Genomic DNA, 18,900 nt, shown 5'->3' with positions numbered 1-18,900 from the left:
AGGGAATCGCACCAGTCCAGCACTTTTAAATCTAACGATGTTTTCTCATCGGCTGTTACTCGTCATAGCGAAATCGAAAATACCTATTATTCCTCTTCTTCCTCACTTGCGGTTTGTAACATTTCGTCTACCTGTTTGAAATTGCTTTTTACAAAATGGCACCAGTCACACTCTTTTTTACCGCAGCCGGTATTAAAATCGTGGGCCAATATTTTGGTATAGGTATCTTTGATCTGCTCGGTCACTACGTCCATATCATCTGGGCTGATCACAAATTTTTCACGGTGATATTCGCCTTCACTTACCGGCTCTACAAAATCAAACACAGTGCTTACCACTTCCCAATCGTTGGTACGGTCGTGGTCTACCAATATTTTATAAAATACACCTTGTCGCCAGTAGTCGCCACCGTTCGGGAAATCATTGGTAGGGCGCAGCAACTTATCTTTGGCATTTTTGAGCTTACCTGTTTTATAATCCACTACCGTTACGTGCTTGCCATCAAACTCCATTTTATCCAGGTTACCTTTTATAGGTACACCACCTATTTCGATGTTTTTGATGGTACGCTCCGTAATGGCCACTTTATTCCAATGGTTTACATTTTCTTCATAATAAGGCGGTAATATCTTTTCGCCGTAGGCTACGCGTAATTTATACTCATCCTTGGTGAACGAATCTTTATTGCGGGCCATATACCAGCGAAACTCGTTCATAAACTGCTCGGTCGACAGAAACTCATCGTCATTGTCCTTCAACAATTTATAAGTTTTGTTAAGCGCCCAGTGCACCGCCTGTCCAAACGTAGCCGACGGACTTTTGCCCGATGGCACCCTGATCAAACACTGGAAGTAGAACCGCAGCGGGCAATCCAGGTAACTGCTCAAATGGGTTACTGACAGCGTATAGTTTTGCAGCAGCAGGTTGATGTAATTTTTATCCAGCAGTTCAACCTTTGGTTTTTCGGCCTCGCTAAACTGGGTCACGTAAAAACCGAGCATGGCTTCTTCCGTCACTTTTGGATAATGTACCTGCAAATCGGTACTGGCCAATATTTCGCCTACAAACTGGCTTGCTTCCTGGTCTTTTGCTTTTTTATCCTTATTGGCGTATGAGATATGAAGATGCTGCTTAGCCCGGGTTATCGCTACATAAAACAACCGCCGGCCTTCTTCTTTTTGGGCGATATCATCGGAGGCTGCCTGGGTTAGCGTATCGGGGTAACTGAAGCCGGTATTGCGACCTTTGCCATCCCAGGTACGCTTGTCGCAACCAATAAAAAACACATGTTCAAACTCCAGGCCTTTAGAGCCGTGAGCGGTTAAAAAATTAACCCCATTATCAGAAAAGATCACCTGGTTCAGATCAAGCCGGATGCTGTTCTTCTTCATCAGTTCAATAGTGGCTATCAGTTCGTCCAGCTTAATTTCGGGATTCTTGCGGCTTTCGTCCTTCAGGAAATCAAAAAAGCTGGTGAGCATTTGCATGTGGCCGCCCTTATCAGTTTGCTGCATAATGTAACGCAGGATCCCCATTTTGGCTATCACATCCTGAAAAAGTGACTGCAAGGTTTTGCTCACTGCCGATTGCAGCAATTCATCGATATCATTAATGAGATACTTCATCGCGGTAACCCTATCCGGGGTAAAAAGATCAGTTTGCGATGGAGTGCGCAGCTCGCTCACATAACGGCGGATAGATGTTTTGGGCTTATTGCCCGTAACCGCGCCGTAATTTTCTTTTGCTACAGCGATGCTGGCCTTGGCAATTTCAATAGGTGCGATGTTAAAGAAATCATAATGCATGATCTCAAACAGCAGCTCATCACCGCTATACGGCGAGTCCAGTTCCATAACCAGGTAGCGCAGGATGTTGATGATCTTTTCGCCAAAGGGTTGGGTCAGGATATCGATCTTGCGCTTGGTGTTTACCGCTATTTTTTGAATGTCGAGGTATTTGATCATTTCCTCTACCTGGCTGTGATTACGGTAGATCACCGCGATTTCACCCGGTGGTGTGTCCTTGTCGATCAACGCTTTTATTTGTGCCGATACATCCACCAGCTCCTGGTCGGGGTTTTCGTATTCGTTGATTACGGGCTCCACGGTCAACTCCGCAAAACGACCATGCGACGCGCGCAAATCCTTATCCAGTTTGAGCTGACTGGTTAAGCGTTCAAAGTTATTATTGATGAGCGCCTTTGAAATATCCAGAATATGCTGGTTGGAGCGATAGTTATGCTTGAGCACTACCGTGTGCAGGGTATCCACATAATCTGTCGCAAAATCCAGGATGTTTTTCATGTTGGCACCCTGAAATTTAAAGATCGACTGGTCGTCGTCGCCCACTACAAAAACGTTGGGTACATCCCAGTAGCTCAGTAAAAATCGAAGCAATTCATTTTGGGAACCACTGGTATCCTGAAACTCATCCACCAGGATATACTGATAACGCTCCTGGTATTTACGCAAAATCTCTTCATTATCCCGGAAAGCTTTGAGCACCCAAATGATCATATCGTCATAATCATACCGGCCGCGGGCCTTCATTTTGGCATCGTAGTTTTTGTATTCGCCTACCGCTGCCAGCAATTTGCTCATGGTTTCATGGGCGGCGTCGATATCCTTTTGTTTAGGGTCGCCAACTTTGATACCTGTTTTGGCATTGGCGCGTTTATATATAAACTCCTCGCGGTTAGGGATATCGTCCAGGTATTCCTGAACGGCCCTGGTTATCAGATCGATGTCCCAGTTCTCGCGTTTCATAGTCGAGAACAGATCTTTGAGGCGTTTGGTATCGTAGTAGATATCGCCAGTAAAGCGTTTGAGTAAATGATCATTACCAAACTCGTCAACCAGTTCGCGGAACAGCATAGCCGATTCCAGGTCAGACAATGATTCCAGGTTCAGTTTACCAAAATATTCGAGGTTTTCCTGGATGATCTCATTACAAAAAGCATGAAAAGTATATATGTTGATACGATAGGCATCTGGACCTATGAACTCAAAGAGCCGTTTGCGCATGGCCACCGCGCCGGCATCTGTATAGGTAAGGCATAGTATTTCACTGGCCAAGGCATCGGTATCGGTTAATATTTTACCTATCCTGGCGGCCAATATCTGTGTTTTGCCCGTTCCCGGACCGGCTACTACCAGCACCGGCCCATCCATTTTATTAACAGCGGCCAGTTGCTCGGGGTTTAACCCGGCTAATGCCGCCTGAAATTTATCGTTATACTTATTTAAGTTAGATTGCATATTGTTTAGTAAAGATAGGAAAGGCCCGATACATTAATATAATTTGCAAACATCATAATTTATATGATCTTTAAGGGGCATATTAAATATGGAATTACCTTATCAAGGCAGAGCAATTATCGAGGATAATTTTGACTCCGTAAGAATCACTATACCTTCAAAAAGAAATTATTTTATTACACTTTTTATGTGTGTTTGGCTTTGCGGCTGGTTCTTTGGCGAAACAACCGCTATCAGGACCATACTTGATTCAACCAACAAAGGTGCTGATATGTTCATGATAGTTTGGCTGACTGGATGGACCCTGGGAGGCATATTTGTTCTCAAAACAATTTACTGGCAATTATTGGGCAAGGAATGTATTGAAATTGGTAAAGGTGTCCTGATCATGAAAAGGCAGGGCGATCCCTTAAGCAAAACTACATTTTATGATCTTAACTCATGCGAGAGTTTCCGCATACAGGACGATCAAATAAACACAGGCTTTGGCAGGTATAATTGGTCATTTAATGGGCGCAACACTATCGGCACCATTGCATTTGATTATGGCATGAAAACCATCCGGTTTGGCGAAAATGTTGATGAAGCGGAAGGCAAATACCTGTTAAACTTGTTAATCCAAAAAAAGATCCTCACCGATAAGAATCTGGCCTAACATTTTGTTATCCTTACTGTAAGCCAAGGCCCGTTCCCGTTGTGAAAGAGGCATTAACACTCACCGGCAATTTACCAGTTGGCTTTAACGTACCGGCAATTACCTTAGCTGCCGACTTTTGCAACTCAGCACTCATTTGATAGCATACCAGCAAGGCATTGCTTTTTTCGATACCAGGTAAACCCGCTATGGTATAGGCATTGGCAAAAACGCTCATCACCGTTCCTTTGCGTGCGGCCAGGTCGCTTATCATCTGGCGCACATCGCTGCTGTAATCCAGCTTACTTTGCGGGCGCGGGCGGGTATCATGCACACCCACTATTACCTGCTTGTACTGTTTTAACCAGTTCATGATATTCCTGACCTCTATGGCCGGGGCATTTTTAGCTACCATAAATATGCGGCAGTTAGGGAAGCTTTTGGCCATTTCCTGCTGAAAAACGGTAGGCGCATCAACCCCAATACTCACGATGGCTGTTTTCAAAAATGGGTTCAGTTTCAACGCGGCAGAATTGCCTTTTAACAAAGTTACCGCGGCATCACTTAGCTGCTGCACCAAATCTTTAGCGGTCTGGCGGTTCAGATCTTCATTTAAATTTACCGGCGAAATGCTTTGACGGCGGTTAAGGCCGGCCCAGTATTTGGCAGTCAGTACTTTCTTCACTTTGGTTTGAAATTCTTCTGGGCTGATTAGACCTTTGCGTATCGCTCTGCGGATCAGTTTAATGGCCCGGTCTGAATTTTCTGACAGTTCAATAATATCATTACCGGCCAAAAAAGCCTTCACATCAGCCTCGCCATTGGGGAAATATTTGGTAACCCCTTTCATCTCCATCGCATCGGATACTACCAGGCCCTTAAACCGCAGCGAATCTTTCAAAATACCCGTTACAATGGGGCGCGACAAGGTTGAGGGTAAATGTTTGGTGCTATCCAGCGCGGGAATGTTCATATGCGCTATCATGATACCGCTGATACCCGCGTTAATGGCCTCCCGAAAAGGGTACTCTTCGAGCGAATCCAGGCGGGCACGACTGTAGGGTAACAAAGGCAGATCCAGGTGCGAATCAACATTGGTATCGCCATGTCCCGGAAAGTGTTTGGCTGTGGTTAGTAAACCGGCATCCTGCATACCCTTAAAATAGGCTATTCCTTTTTTGGCCACATTATACATATTATCGCCAAAGGAGCGGTAATTGATCACCGGGTTGTTGGGGTTATTATTGATATCCATATCGGGTCCAAAGTTTATCTGGATACCCAGCCGCTTAAAATCATAAGCCACCTGCTGCCCCATTTTGTATATCAGGTTATTATCCTGTATAGCGCCCAGCGTCATCTGGTAAGGGTATGATATGGTGGAATCCAGGCGCATGCCCAGGCCCCATTCGCCGTCCATGGAGATGAGCAAAGGCACCTCTGCCAGCTTTTGATATTTGTTAACCAAAATGGCCTGCCTGCCGGGCCCCCCCTGAAAAAACACCAGCCCGCCTACCTGCTGCTCCTTGATCACCCGGGCAACAGAATCTTCGTAGGCTTTACCCTTATTGGTATGCGCCCTTACAAAAAGCAGCTGCGCTACCCTTTGCCTGCGATTTAGTTTATTATAAACAGAATCAACCCAGCGGTTTTTCGTATTGAGGCTTTGTATATAGCTTTCTTTTTGAGCAAAAGCATTAACTACAATAAAATTAAGTGCTACAATTAAGGTGCAGCAAATACCGTTATTGAATTTTGGCATGCTCAAATGTAGTACAAAATAGTATTATGTAATTAATATCAGGCACCGGGATTTTTGAAGATTTCATGAAGAAATACAACTGATACTAATTATTGGATATTAAAAATAAACCTTTGCGTTAATTTTTACTCTATGCATGTATAATCAAATTAATCAAGGAACGGTTGCAGGCTGGCAGTACAAAGAGAATGCCTGGAATTTGTTCCGCTACCGTTAAAAACAAATAAAAAAAATGAAAAAATTTATCTTTTTTGCAATATGTTTATTTGCTGCAGGCGCGGCAAGTGCACAAACTTATTACGGACCACACAGGCCACGCCGCTATGTAAGGCATGAACAACGCCGGCCGTATAATGATAATCAGATCAAAGTAGGTTTTACCGCCGGCCTCAACGTTGCGAACTCACTTGATGCTTATGATTCCCGTTTTAGTTCCAACAGTATTGCAGCCTTCAATGTCGGGCTTACATTGGATGTTCCTGTTACAAACCAATTTTCGTTCGCGCCCGAAATATTATTTTCGCAAAAGGGCTATAGCGCCGATCTTGAAAATGCCCATTTTACCGAACGTACCAACTATATTGATATACCCTTACTGGCAAAATTCAGGATAGTACGTGGGTTTAATTTTTTAATTGGCCCGCAGCTTACCTTTTTAACCTCGCAAAGGGATACTTATCGTGACTTTGGCACCAATGTAGAAACCCGTTATGATGGGCACGAAGGCGATCAAAGTTATGTTGCAGGTGTAGTAGGCGTTAGTTTTGATATTAACCGCAATGTAGAGATCAGGGGGCGTTACAATATTGACCTTTCCAGAAACAGCTCTAATGAAGCTGACCTACCCGATTTCCGCAACCAGGTTTGGCAAATTGGATTGGGATTTAAATTCCAATAAGCAGAGATAAAACAGTGTAAATAAAAAGGGCCGCCATTTATAAATGGCGGCCCTTTTTACTATGATAATAAACAATTAATAAACATAAAACGGATTATCTTCAAAAAAATACCCGCTCATAGTTAGCCAAAACTCGTTCTGATTTTTCGTATAAAAGTGGTCGCCATTGCTGGTATTATTGTACCGATAAACCGGAACCGAACCGTTAAGCGCACTTGCATAAGCGTAAAAAGCTATCAATTCAAAATGATAATTACCGGGGGTTGTTGAGCTTCTGCTATAATAATGGTCACCATTATTGGTGTTGTTATAACGGTATACCGGAACTGTACCTGCTGCCTGACTGGTGTAGGCAAAGAAACCTACTCCTTCAAATATATACACATCGTTATTACCATCTCCTAACTCCGAATAGTTTGTAGTATAAAAGTGGTCACCGTTGTTAATGTTATGATACCTGAACACAGGGGAAGTTCCCGCTACCGGCGGATTTTGCGGATAAATAAACTGTATCGCAACTTTGTCATAAGCCGATAAAACAGTTGCTCCGGATCCGCATTCGCCACCATTCATTAATGAATTAGAGTCACCACCGCCAGTTGGTGTGCCAAGCAAATTTGTCACATAATATTTAGCTCCGTTACCTGTTGCCCCGGTGCTTAAATCACCTATTGTATTATAATTGGTATGGGCTAATCCAATAATATGACCAAATTCATGTGTAATTGTTCGTTGTCTTTGATCAAAAGAATTGCCCCCGATGGCGCCGGTGTTGATATAAACTGTATTACCAGGCTGCCCGTTCATTGGGAAATAGGATGCCCCGCAAACAATTGTTCCAGGAGGCCCTGTTAATACGGCGCTTGATATTGTAGTATTATATGATCCTGTTCCATTGTATATCGAAAACTTAACCCTGCAGTTCGGAACATTATTCCATTGCGCAATGGCAGAGTTAATTTCACTCGTATAACCGTTCATAGATGGGTCAACTCTCACAACTACATTGGTATTTAAACCCAGATAGTTTTGAGATCCAAACTGATTTACACTAAGCTTTGATGAATTGTTTGCCTTTTTTTCAACAGGAACGTCTTTTGAAAATAAGATATCACCATCAACAAGGTAATCCTTACCAATATCTTTGATGTCGGAATCGCGGTATCCCAATGATTTGATGTACGATAAAACATCGGTGGTTGATTTTTCTTTATCTGAAGGAGTCAGATCTTTTTGTCCTTTCTTGCAGGAATTAAACGATAGCAATGTAATAAACACCGCAAATGCGAGCAGCAGGTTTTTGTTTTTCATATAATTATGTAATAAAGTTTAACCAAAAATAATATTATTTCGCTTATATTATCAAGACTCAATCAATATTAATATATATTAAACTCATGGATGAGTAATAAAATAGCTTTGATAATTATGACTCTTATTGAGCTTGTTGCCTGGAGTTTGAGGAATGATATATTAATTTATAGGAAGCACGATTAGCAATACTCGAAAAACAGAATGTGTCTTAATCAAATTTTTCAGAAAATAGTGTAAGATGCTGTAGCGAACCTGCAGCATTTTGCGTATTTATGGTTTTACTATATAACAAAAATCCATTTAACGAGTTATTTAATTTAATTAACTGTTAAACATACTTTACATTTGCCAGTACCCCATGATATCTGTAATTATTTGTTCGGCCAATAAAAATCTCCTTAACCAGGTAAGTGAAAATATTTCAGCAACCATTGGTGTTCCGTATGAAATTATTGCTACCGATAACAGTGAGGGTAAACATGGGATCTGCTCTGTTTACAATAGAGGAATTTTAAAGGCCCAATATGATATTTTATGCTTTATGCACGAAGATGTGCTGATTAAAACCAATAACTGGGGGCAAAAGATCAGTCAAGCATTTCATAACGATGCGGAGTTAGGCTTGGTTGGTGTAGCTGGCAGCAGCTATAAACCAGTAACTCCTTCAGGATGGGGAGGTATGGGTGTGGATACAACCTATACCAATTTATTACAATCTTTTAAGCATAAGAAAAAGCAAACCAAACATGTTCATCGCAATCCTAACAATGAAACAATATCAGAAGTAGCTTGTGTTGATGGTGTGTGGCTTTGCACCACCAGAAAAATTGCCAGGGAAATCATGTTTGACGAAAATACTTTTTGGGGTTTCCACGGATATGATATTGACTTTTCCTTATCAGTTGGTAAAAAATATAAAGTTGCTGTTACTTTTGAGATTTTACTTGACCATTTTTCAGAAGGGCGATACGATAGCACATGGATGAAGGAGAATTTAAAACTGCATGATAAATGGAGTGAGCATTTACCGGTAAATATTGAACCACTTACTGCCAAACAGGTTATTCATATCGAAAAAACAACATTTAAAAACTTTATAGAACAACTGATTAAATTTGAGTATCCTATTTCTACAGCATTTAACATGTTATGGAAGAATAACAAATTCTTAACGCTTGATCCAAAGCTTTTTTTGAAGTTGAATTTTTACATTCTTAAAAAGTACCTGACTTTAGATAGTACCCGGGTGAATAATAAACAACTTGCGGAAAGTTAAATTTCATATCCATAAGCTTTAAAAAACGGACGCCAGAAATCAATATTTTTATCCCAGGCATGGCATCCAAAGGGCAATTGACCATTACTTATCTTTAAAGCTTTTTCCGGACGGGTTTCAAAGGCAAACTTTAAGGCCTCTTTTAATTTCGGTATCCTGAGCTGTTGCTTTTTGCGATTTAGTTCAATGCTCCAGAAAATATCCTCATTAAACCAGGCGTGCCGTAATGAACAGTAATGATCTATCAGCGATTTGTATTGGATGCAATACTTAATAAACACCTCAGTTTTTCTTAACGAAAACCCTCCGTTGCCCACCCTGCCGGCCAATTGCTTACCAATTTTGGGCATACCATCCTTATACTTTACATTATATCTCACATAGAAATAATTCTTGATCTGGTTTATCAGTTGATCAAAAATATTGGAGGGGGCTTTAACTGCAAACCAGGGAGCACCTATATAATCATAAGCCTGGCTACACCAATAATCAAGCTGATCGGTAAATACAAAGGCATCCAGCTGATAAATAAGCATGTATTCATACTCCCGGAAACTTTCATAAAAACCGGCCGATAGCATCAGGCGGTTGTAGCCATGTATATCTTCAAAATAATGATCGTCAAATGATAAGGTTGAAAATTGCACATCAGCAGCAATCTTGAAATCAATTTCCAGGCTCCTGGGTTTTACTAATACGATGTTATATTTTGATAAAACGGCCTGGCACTGCATAAGTGCCATTTTTTCGTACTCCGATAATTCGGGCTTATAAACCGGAATAACAACAACCGCGCTATGCATCATTATAGGGATTAATTAAAATACAAACACTTTTACCTGCTATTTAATCGGCATTAAAGGTTTGCATATCTATCAGTTTCTTGTACAGCCCGTTGTTTTGCAGTAGCTCGAGGTGTGAGCCCTGTTCAACCACACAGCCTTTTTCCAATACAATAATAATATCGGCATTTTGTATAGTGCTCAGGCGGTGCGCTATGATGAGCGAGGTACGGTTTTTCATCAAATTGTTCAACGCGTCCTGCACCAGTTTTTCAGATTCGGTGTCCAATGCCGAAGTAGCCTCATCAAGTAGCATAATAGGTGGATTGTTCAATACAGCCCGGGCAATACAGATCCTTTGCCGCTGTCCGCCAGAAAGTTTTGTTCCCCTGTCGCCGGTATTGGTTTCATAACCTCTATCTGTTTCCATGATAAAATTATGCGCGTTGGCAATACGTGCCGCGGCTTCAACCTGCTCCTTGGTTACCCCGGTTTTACCAAAGGCAATGTTGTTAAATATGGTATCATTAAATAATATCGATTCCTGGTTCACCACGCCCATTAATGATCTTAACGACTCGGAGGTAACGGCTTTAATATCTACATCATCAATAGAGATCAACCCCGATTGTGGCTCAATAAATCTTGGCAGCAGATCCATCAGTGTTGATTTACCTCCACCCGAAGGACCAACAAGCGCAACGGTTTTACCTTTGGGGATGGTTATATTCAAATCTTTCAGCACATATTTATCTACACTTTCGGTAATGCTGCCATCTTTATTAACAAGAGGCTTATCCTTATAAGCAAAAGATACGTTTTGGAATTTAACACTGTCGTTAAATTCGTTTATGGTGATTGCATCCGGCGCATCAGTTATAGCCGGCTTTTCGTCTATAAGGGCTAATACACGTTCACCGGCCGCTATGCCCGAATGGATATTACTGAACGAATCGGAGATGGCTTTGGCGGGGCGCATCACCTGCGAAAACAGGGCGATATAAACAATAAAGTCCGAGGCGACTAATGTTCCGGTACCGCTTATAATTAACGAGCCGCCATATAATACAATGCCCGCTACCATTAAAACACCTAAAAACTCAGAAACCGGCGATGCCAGTTGCTGCCTTTTAGCCATTGAACGCGTAATCCTTGAATATTCCTGATTTTCATGATCAAACCTGTTTTTTATAAATGAAACGGCGTTAAAGGCTTTAATGATCTTGATACCAGAAAGCGCTTCGTCAAGATTACTGATCATATTACTGTAGGTTTGCTGCGATTCAGCAGCCTGCTCTTTAAGCCGTTTAACTATCCTTGATATCACAAATGCCGATACAGGTATAATAAGCATGGAAAACAAGGTTAACTTAACCGATATTACAAACAGCATTACCAGGTAAGCTATCAACTGAAAGGGCTCTTTAAAGGCCACCTGCAAGGTACCCGTAACGGAGAACTGAACTACCTGTACATCCGCAGATATTTTTGAAAGGATATCGCCCTTACGCTCATTATTAAAATAGCCCAGGTGCAGGTTCATTACATTGTTAAATACCGTGCGGCGAAGGTTAAGCAGGGTGTAGATCCGCAGGTTTTCCATTATGCGCTGCGATAGATACCTGAACAAATTACTCAACAATACCGATGCTATAATAGCTATACATACAAATTGTAAAGCGCCTAGTTTGCCATACTGCTCATTGGCTACGTGGGCAAAATATTCAAAATCCTTAATGGGATCCCACCATGTTTTGGGTTTAATTGATGCTGCCGATACAACATGCTTATCAAAAATTGTGGTAAGCAGTGGAGCTAGCAAAGCAATATTAAGCGTATTAAATACTACCGAAAACAAAGTACATATAAAATAAGGGACAGCAAATTTCCCGATAGGCCTGGCAAAAGATAGTAACCTGAAATAGATCTTCATTAAAAAAAATTAATCTTGCAAAAGTAACTATATACACGTAATATTTATTGTAATAGTTACAATGCCGATTTCATATATTTTAACCTGTTAATTTTTGCAATGTAGTGTAAAAAAGAGTCCACAAACATTAAAACTACCATTTTAACTATTTGAATTGTACTTTTGCTGTTCGTATCATGTACCTCCTATAAAAACGAAAGTGTGCAAAAAATTCCCACAAAAATTAACGTCATAATTGTTACTTATAATGCGGCTAAAACTTTACAAAAATGCCTCGACAGCATTTATAGCCAGCAATACCCCGCTATTGACATTATTATAATTGATGGTAAAAGCACAGATGAGACAGTGCAGTTACTACAAAACAATACTAACCAAATAGCTTACTGGAACAGTGAAAAAGACAGCGGCATTTATGACGCCATGAATAAGGCCATAAAACACCTTACCGGCGACTGGGTTTATTTTTTAGGGGCTGATGATGAGTTGCTTCCGGAATTTTCTGATATGGCCCATGAGTTAAATGACCCTCATGTGATATATTATGGTAATGTTTTATCCAACGGGGTAAAAAGATCCGGAGAGATAAGTCCGTACTATATGGCAAAAGGCGGTATTTATCATCAGGCCATTATTTATCCAAAAGCTATTTTTGATAAGTACCAGTTTAATACCAAGTATAAAATTGCAGCCGATTATGCACTGAACATGCAATGCTATAAAGACAAAGCTTTTAATTTTATCTATAAAGATCATATCATTGCCAAATTTAACCATCTGGGTGTATCAGGCACACAGGTAGACGAACCATTTGAAAAAGATAAAACAGCTTTAATATTAAAAAACTTTGGTTACAAAATTGGGCTCCGCTATATATTCAGGCTGTTGAAAGCTTCTTTGAAAGGGCGTTAATTAACCGGCAATACCCTTTTTGTATAAGGCCAGGTATTGTTTTGCTGTTTGTTCCCAGGTAAATTTACCGGCGTGCTGTTTTATGGTTTCTGATAGCTTTTTTTCATGAAATTCAGTCATCCCTTTTGATAAAACATTTTGCATGGCTTCGGGGTCAAAGCTGTCAAAATACCAGGCTGCATCGCCTCCAACTTCAGGCAGCGACGTGTGTCGTGATAAAAAAACCGGTTTTCCAAAATGCATGGCTTCAATAACCGGCAAACCAAAGCCTTCTGCCAGGGAAGGAAATACAAAAGCCGAACAATTCTGGTAGTACCATGCTTTATCCTCATCACTCACCGTACCGATAATTTTAACCCTGTCAAGGCAGCCGTATTTCTCAGCTTCGTCCATGATCTTATTTTTATACGGCGACTCGATCCCGGCTATCACCAGTTCCAGGTCATTATCTTTTAAAAGAGCCGGCAAAACATGAAAATTCTTTTTTGCCGATATCATGCCAATGGTAAACAAAAATGGTCTTTGCGGCTGGTAAACCGGCGTATGCCCATCCACAGTTTCTACTTTATCGGCACCGTTGTAAATGACGCTAAGCTTATCCCTGGTCTGTGGAAAATGAGTTGAAATTTCTCCGGCAACAAAATTGGATATAGCTACAATATGATCACAGGCATCAATATACCCTCCCAGCCTGCTCATATACTCCTTACGTTTTTGGGGCGACCAGCTTTCCTCATACAGTTGATTAAGGTCATGTATGGTCAGTATTTTTTTACCGCTAAACTTTTGCGGTTTTAACCTGCAAAACTGATCGGTAAAATGTATAACGTTAAAGCTGTTGCGTTTAACAAACACTACTTTATGCAATGGAATGCGTTTAATTAACTTAACACCGTTATTGATAAAGTAACCTTCGGCAGTTTTATCAATGTAATAATTAAGGTCAAAATCATTATTATTTTCCTTGATCAGCGCTTTACCCAAGCTTTTACCAAAATGAAATAATCCCGTGTTTGGATATTTCATAGAATCAAGGGTTACCAACACATTCGGTTTACTCATATGAGTTTATTTATTCGGACATACTAAAAATTCACCCTGTTTAATGATTACATTTTGAGGCAATCGCTATACAGATCGAGATATTGTTGGGCTGTTTTTTCCCAATTAAATTGAGCAGCATGCTGTATAATAGTTTCGGCCATGTTGTTAGTTGCATATTCTTCCAGACCTTTGGCAAAAGTTGCCTGCATGCTTTCGGGCTCAAAGTTATCAAAGTACCAGGCCGCGCTGCCGCCAACTTCTGGCAGGGAGGTATATTTTGATAAAAAAACAGGCTTACCAAAATGCATGGCTTCAATAACAGGCAATCCAAATCCTTCTGCTATGGACGGAAATGCAAAAGCTTCGCAATTTTTATAATACCAGGCCTTGTCTTCGTCACTGATCAGACCGATCAATTTCACCCTGTTGGTACAATGATGCTTTTGAGCTTCCTCCATTATTCGCTGCTGATAATCGGTTATTTTACCAGCGATGATCAGTTCCAGGTCATTATCATTCAGCAGGGCAGGCAAAACATGAAAGTTCTTTTTGGAAGCAAGACTACCTATGGTAAATATAAATTTACGGGTTGGCTTGTACGGCGGTTCATGCTGTTGCGGTAAAACAAGCTTATCAGCGCCATTGTAAATAACCGTTAACTTATTAGCCGCCTGCGGATAATATTTAATAATATCACCTGCTACAAAATTTGATATAGTCACTATCCTATCGCAACTATCTATATAACCGCCAAGGCGATTGAGGTATTTTTTAAAACGTGCAGGTGAACGCGTTTTTTCATGAACAGGGTTCATGTCATGAATGGTAAGCACTTTTTTTGCTTTTACCCGCTTAGGCTTTAGCTTACAATACTGGTTGGTAAAATGTACCAGATCAAACTGCTTATATGCCGGGAAGAATACCTTATGCAAGGGCGATATAAAAAGGGTGCCGGCAAGCTGCTGAAACCAGTGAATAGATTTTTTATACAAGTATCCAAATATCGCGAACCGGTCTTTATTCTGCTTCAGGATCTCATCGCCTAAACTTCTTTCAAAAAAAAACATGCCTGATGTTGCACGTTTTAGGGAATCAAAAGTAATGAGAATGGAGGGTTTCAAATGCGTGTATGTTTATATTACCGCTGTAATTTTACAATCTTGGCTTTGTCATAACTGCGCCAAAAAAATTTACAGGTGATGTTGAAAAAACAAATATACAATTTTGATGAATTATAAGGTGTTCATACACTTTCTTGGCGCACTCCGGCAAATCGCCTTATATTTGTATTACACTCATGCATAAAGATCATATCAAATCATCAGCTATAAACTTCAAGGCGGTTGCACGAGCTTTAACCATTGTTGAAAATGAGTTGACCGGTGCCGGTAAACTCTTAAAAAACCTTCATTTTGAAAAAAATGCACCTATAATAGGCATTACCGGGCCGCCTGGGGCGGGTAAAAGCACCCTGGTCAATTCCCTGATCGATCTGCTTGTAACCGATGGCAGCAAAATAGCGGTTTTAGCCATCGACCCTACTTCGCCATTTAATTTCGGGTCGTTGCTGGGCGACAGGATCAGGATGGCTTCGCATTTTAACAGTCCCGATGTTTTTATCCGTTCGCTGGCCACACGCGGCTCTTTAGGCGGCCTATCGGCCAAGACCATTGAAATGGCCGATGTACTACGAGCTTCAGGCTTTGATTACGTACTGATAGAAACAGTGGGCGTAGGTCAGTCGGAAATTGAGATAGCAGGTCTTGCCGATATTACCCTGGTGGTATTGGTACCCGAAGCTGGCGACGAGATACAGCATATTAAGTCGGGCCTGATGGAAATTGCCGATGCCTTTATTATCAACAAAGCCGACAGGGCCGATGCGGATGTATTTGCCAATAATTTAAAAAAGATAATAGGCCAAAAGCAGGGAGAACAACCACCCGTATTTAAAACCATCGCTTCGCAGGCCGGAGGGATCCAGGAAATCGCGGATTTCATTAAATCACCGGTAAAAACGCAACACAGCCGCAGGGAATTGCTATTGACCGAAAAAGCATACAAGCTGATCCAGCAAAAATTAACGCAACATATTGATAAAAAAAAGCTTCAGCATGATGTTGCTAAAGCTTTAAAAGATGAAAAATTCAATCTGTATAGTTTTGTAGATACTTATGTATAGTTTATGATGAATTAACAATTCAATAACAATTGAAACATGTTGCTCAATTGTTTTTCATTGTAAAATATTCGTCACAAATTCCGGTTAACTGTTCATCAATTCTTCAATGTGCTCAGCTTCCACAGGAATGTTAGCCATCAAATCGCGGTTACCCTCTTTGGTAATTAAAATATTGTTCTCTATCCTGATGCCTAAACCTTCTTCGGGTATATAAATCCCCGGTTCACAGGTGAGTATATTACCCACCTCAAATGGTTTGTAACGGCTTGCAAAATCATGCACATCCAAGCCTAAATGATGCGAGGTGCCGTGCATAAAATACTTTTTATACAGGGGCGTATTGGGGTCTTGTTTTTCCACATCATGCTTATCCAGCAGGCCCAAACCTATTAATTCGCCGGTCATTATTTTACCAACCTCTTCGTGATAGTCGTTCCAGTTGGTTCCGGCGACAATCATTTTAGTAGCCTCGCGCATCACCCTTAAAACAGCATCATAAACAGCGCGTTGCCGTGTAGTAAAACGCCCGTTTACAGGCACAGACCGGCTCATATCTGCATTGTAATTGGCGTACTCGGCACCAAAATCAAAAAGTATAACATCGCCATCATTACAAACCTGGTTATTATCGGTATAATGCAGCACTACAGCGTTTTTACCCGAGGCCAAAATGGGGCTATAAGCGTGTCCGGTAGCACGTTGCCGTAAAAATTCATGCGTAATTTCGGCTTCTATCTCATATTCGGCAACACCGGGTTTCAGAAACTTCAGCACACGTACAAACGCGTCGTTCGTGATGTCGCATGCCTTTTGGGTGAGCGCTATTTCAATGGGCGATTTGATAACGCGCAGGTCACGCAGGATTACTGCCGAACGCTCATATTTATGCAAAGGATATTTTGCTTTTAAAGCTTCGTACATCCGCAGATCGCGGTAGGGCACCTGGTGGCTATAACGGTCATTTTCATTGGTATTGATATAAATATGCTCCGCGTAATAAATAATATTTTGCAAAATAGTTTCATATTCGCTCAGCCAGTAAACGCTGTCGATACCCGAGGCTGCCCTGGCTTCTTCTTTAGTATATTTATGCCCTTCCCAGATAGCGATATGTTCATTGGTTTGTCTTAAAAAAAGTACTTCTTTGTATCCTTTATTAGGACAATCCGGAAATAAAACCAGTATACTCTGTTCCTGATCTATACCTGACAGATAAAAAAAATCGGGATTCTGCTTAAACAAGAAAGCTTGATCGCCACTCCTGGGGAATTCATCACTCGCATGAAAAATAGCTATGGAGTTAGGTTTTGTTCCTGAGACGAAATTTTTTCTATTAATAATAAATAAACTATTATCGATTAATGGATATTTCATATTTATCTGCTGATTATCTTTTTTTTTTCTTTATTTGTATAACTATTACAATTTTTGGAACAATGTTTGGTCAGGGTTTCAAACATAATTACTAAATTTGAAAAAAATCACAATTAAAATCGTTTAATCTTAAAAACTATGAATTATTCTACATTAAAGAAAACAGTCGCATTGTCATTTGCTTCTTTGATGGTTGTTGGAATCGTAAATGCACAAACGGATTCTACCAAAACCACCACAGCAACTACAACGTCGTCTGAAACTACTACCCCCAAGGTATTTGGTGGTTTAGGTCAGTACAAAAAGTTTAGCATCGGTGTAAATGTTGGCGCTACTGCTCCTTCAGTTGCAACTGGTGGTTCAAACGACTTCACACACAATAAAATTCAATTAGGTTACGGTATTTCATTCAGAGAGCAACTTGCACACTCTTTTGGTTTACAATTGGATTTCCATGGTGGTAAAGTAGAAGGCGATAACACTAAAGCACCAGGTAGTAGCTATGCTGCTTCATCTTTCCAAACTAAATTTTGGTCAGGTACTTTAAGTGGTGTAGTAAACGTTGCTACAATCGACTTCTTAAGACGCAAAAATTCAGTTAACTTCTTCGTTACAGCGGGTGGTGGTTTAGCCATGTACTCTCCTAAAGTTACTTTCAAAGACGGTACTGTAATTGATTATGATGGTCACGCTGGTTTGCCTCCAGGTCAAGGTACCAACAAATTCGTTAAAGAACTGATTATCCCTGTTGGTGCAGGTGTTAAATTCAGATTAAGTGACGTTGTTGCCTTAAACTTAGGTTACACTGAAACATTTGTTGATGGTGATAACTTTGACGGTCTTAACAAAGGCTATCCTACTAAAGATAAATACAGCTACGGTTATGCAGGCTTAGAGTTCACTTTAGGTTCAAAATCAAAACCAAGCTTAGAGTGGGTTAACCCAGTTGCTTTAATGTATGACGAATTGTACGATGCTGCATTACGTCAGGAAGTTGAAGCTTTGAAAGGTCGTGTTACCAACGTTGAAAACGCTGTTAATGATCTGAAAAAAGATTCTGACGGTGACGGTGTTGCTGATCAATTTGACAAATGCCCAGGTACTGCTGCTGGTAGCGTAGTTGACGGTTCAGGTTGTGTTATCGTATTTCCTAAAGATACTGTAGCTCCTGCTCCTACTGCTACTGCTTACTCAAACATCCAGTTTGAATTTGACAGCTCAGTATTAAGGACTTCATCTTACCCAGTGTTAGATGCTACTTCAGCTGACTTACGTTCATCTGGTAAATCTGTTGAAGTTGACGGTTTCGCTTCATCTGAAGGTACTGCTGCTCACAACTTATCTTTATCAAAAGACCGTGCTAACTCAGTAAAAACTTACTTAGTTAACTCTGGTGTTGATGCTAAAAAAGTTAAAGTAAAAGGTTACGGTGAAACTAACCCAATTGCTGATAACTCAACTGAAGAAGGCCGCGTGTTAAACCGTCGCGTTCAATTCAAACAAAAATAATATCAATTAAATATTATTGCGAA

Annotated in this window: 14 protein-coding genes; 6 read left to right on the top strand and 8 right to left on the bottom strand. The window is 40.7% G+C overall.

All coding sequences use genetic code 11. From position 1 onward, the window contains the following. Positions 1-86 precede the first annotated feature (86 nt). Positions 87-3,257 (bottom strand): ATP-dependent helicase, encoded by a 3,171-nt coding sequence (locus tag AC57BQ_RS27340; protein ID WP_496409254.1) that lies wholly within the window; start codon positions 3,255-3,257, stop codon positions 87-89. A gap of 88 nt (positions 3,258-3,345) precedes the next feature. Between AC57BQ_RS27340 and AC57BQ_RS27335 the strand changes: the two genes are divergently transcribed. Next, entirely contained in the window at positions 3,346-3,912 is a 567-nt protein-coding gene (locus AC57BQ_RS27335; protein ID WP_496409253.1) for a hypothetical protein, read from the top strand. A 13-nt stretch (positions 3,913-3,925) separates the two neighbouring features. Here AC57BQ_RS27335 and AC57BQ_RS27330 read toward each other — a convergent pair whose 3' ends face one another. After that, positions 3,926-5,653: a glycoside hydrolase family 3 protein gene (locus AC57BQ_RS27330; RefSeq protein WP_496409252.1), complete on the bottom strand. Its 1,728-nt coding sequence runs from the start codon at positions 5,651-5,653 to the stop codon at positions 3,926-3,928. Positions 5,654-5,885: 232 nt separating this feature from the next. Between AC57BQ_RS27330 and AC57BQ_RS27325 the strand changes: the two genes are divergently transcribed. Continuing rightward, positions 5,886-6,551, top strand: a complete 666-nt coding sequence (locus AC57BQ_RS27325) for a porin family protein (protein WP_496409251.1) — start codon at positions 5,886-5,888, stop codon at positions 6,549-6,551. Between the two features lie 75 nt (positions 6,552-6,626). Here the strand turns inward: AC57BQ_RS27325 and AC57BQ_RS27320 are convergent, their stop codons facing one another. Then, positions 6,627-7,862, bottom strand: a complete 1,236-nt coding sequence (locus tag AC57BQ_RS27320; protein ID WP_496409250.1) for a M57 family metalloprotease — start codon at positions 7,860-7,862, stop codon at positions 6,627-6,629. A gap of 361 nt (positions 7,863-8,223) precedes the next feature. Between AC57BQ_RS27320 and AC57BQ_RS27315 the strand changes: the two genes are divergently transcribed. Continuing rightward, the gene (locus AC57BQ_RS27315) at positions 8,224-9,141 is read left to right on the top strand and encodes a glycosyltransferase (protein WP_496409249.1); all 918 of its coding nucleotides are present in this window, start codon (positions 8,224-8,226) and stop codon (positions 9,139-9,141) included. Here the strand turns inward: AC57BQ_RS27315 and AC57BQ_RS27310 are convergent. Beyond that, a complete protein-coding gene (locus AC57BQ_RS27310; protein ID WP_496409248.1) occupies positions 9,138-9,947 on the bottom strand; it encodes a DUF5672 family protein in 810 nt (269 codons plus the stop codon). The genes AC57BQ_RS27315 and AC57BQ_RS27310 overlap by 4 nt on opposite strands. A gap of 40 nt (positions 9,948-9,987) precedes the next feature. Then, the gene (locus AC57BQ_RS27305; RefSeq protein ID WP_496409247.1) at positions 9,988-11,856 is read right to left on the bottom strand and encodes an ABC transporter ATP-binding protein; all 1,869 of its coding nucleotides are present in this window, start codon (positions 11,854-11,856) and stop codon (positions 9,988-9,990) included. Between the two features lie 201 nt (positions 11,857-12,057). Here AC57BQ_RS27305 and AC57BQ_RS27300 point away from each other — a divergent pair, with 201 nt between their 5' ends. After that, on the top strand, positions 12,058-12,768 hold the full coding sequence (locus AC57BQ_RS27300; protein ID WP_496409246.1) for a glycosyltransferase family 2 protein: 711 nt from the start codon (positions 12,058-12,060) through the stop codon (positions 12,766-12,768). On the opposite strand, the gene AC57BQ_RS27295 is transcribed toward AC57BQ_RS27300, so the two are convergent. After that, the gene (locus AC57BQ_RS27295; protein WP_496409245.1) at positions 12,769-13,830 is read right to left on the bottom strand and encodes a glycosyltransferase family 4 protein; all 1,062 of its coding nucleotides are present in this window, start codon (positions 13,828-13,830) and stop codon (positions 12,769-12,771) included. Between the two features lie 47 nt (positions 13,831-13,877). Continuing rightward, the gene (locus AC57BQ_RS27290; RefSeq protein WP_496409244.1) at positions 13,878-14,933 is read right to left on the bottom strand and encodes a glycosyltransferase family 4 protein; all 1,056 of its coding nucleotides are present in this window, start codon (positions 14,931-14,933) and stop codon (positions 13,878-13,880) included. A gap of 176 nt (positions 14,934-15,109) precedes the next feature. Here AC57BQ_RS27290 and meaB point away from each other — a divergent pair, with 176 nt between their 5' ends. Continuing rightward, on the top strand, positions 15,110-15,994 hold the full coding sequence (gene meaB, locus AC57BQ_RS27285; protein WP_496409243.1) for a methylmalonyl Co-A mutase-associated GTPase MeaB: 885 nt from the start codon (positions 15,110-15,112) through the stop codon (positions 15,992-15,994). An 84-nt stretch (positions 15,995-16,078) separates the two neighbouring features. Here meaB and AC57BQ_RS27280 read toward each other — a convergent pair whose 3' ends face one another. Further along, the gene (locus AC57BQ_RS27280) at positions 16,079-17,368 is read right to left on the bottom strand and encodes an aminopeptidase P N-terminal domain-containing protein (protein ID WP_496409242.1); all 1,290 of its coding nucleotides are present in this window, start codon (positions 17,366-17,368) and stop codon (positions 16,079-16,081) included. Between the two features lie 138 nt (positions 17,369-17,506). On the opposite strand from AC57BQ_RS27280, the gene AC57BQ_RS27275 reads away from it, so the two are divergent. After that, the gene (locus AC57BQ_RS27275) at positions 17,507-18,877 is read left to right on the top strand and encodes an OmpA family protein (protein ID WP_496409241.1); all 1,371 of its coding nucleotides are present in this window, start codon (positions 17,507-17,509) and stop codon (positions 18,875-18,877) included. The last annotated feature ends 23 nt before the right edge of the window (positions 18,878-18,900 follow it).

Source organism: Mucilaginibacter sp. BGA-UO-ETr-C110 (assembly GCF_059567985.1).
The sequence above is the reverse complement of the archived record's forward strand: the minus strand, read 5'-3'. Positions and strand labels throughout refer to the sequence as shown.